General features: G+C 43.7%; 1 protein-coding gene. It reads right to left on the bottom strand.

The window, feature by feature from the left end; all coding sequences use genetic code 11:
- Positions 1-794: ShlB/FhaC/HecB family hemolysin secretion/activation protein (locus ACFIMQ_RS09520; RefSeq protein ID WP_375703943.1), on the bottom strand; the 794-nt coding region annotated here is incomplete at both ends.

The following is a 794-nucleotide window of genomic DNA, read 5'->3' on the forward strand; positions in this document are numbered from 1 at the left end:
CATAATCCAAACCAACATAAGGGCGTAGCTCTCCCAAAGTCTTTTGAACAACCCCGTTGTTGCGCCACGGAATGGTACGCAACAACAAATCATTACGGATAAAAAAACCGTTATTGCCAAAAATCAAACTCTCCCGTGTTCCACGAACATTGGAAGATCCCCCCAACGAAAGCTGCTCTGCGCCCAATAAATTAGCTGGGGAATATTGCCCACTCAAAAGATGGCGTAAGAGAAAATTCCACTCACCCACCTTAAAGGGCGTCATAACACTGATCGTACCAGTAAATTTGGCAAATTGAGGCTCCGCATCACCTGCTCCTGGGGCATGTTTTTTTACAGAATGAAACAAGCCTAATCCTTGCAAATAACTGGCATCAAAAGTCCAAGTCCCCCCTAACATCTGACGAGAATGCGAAATGCCAAAATTGGCTACGCTATATTGACGGCTTCCCACCTCTATCTTATTGCCAAGAAGGTAATTGTTGGTTCTTTTATAAGAAAGACCCACATTGAGCGTTGTCAGCGAAAGACCATCACGGTGAAGAACCCTACTGGTACTGGCGTGTAACTCACTGGAATCCCCCGTCGTCTCAATATCTGTAAAATTGCCATGGATAATGCTTTGGTAATTATAAACAGTGCCATTCAAACCAAAGGTCCAATAGCCATAAGGAATACTCACACCAACAGAAATGTTATTGCTGTGGCCCTCTTGCTTGCTTCCACCCCAATAATCTGTTTGACTGCGTTGATAACCAAAATCCCACGCATCATTCATCCCTAAAATATTTTCT

It is taken from the genome of Bartonella sp. AD13SXNS, from assembly GCF_042196465.1.
GTDB lineage: Bacteria > Pseudomonadota > Alphaproteobacteria > Rhizobiales > Rhizobiaceae > Bartonella.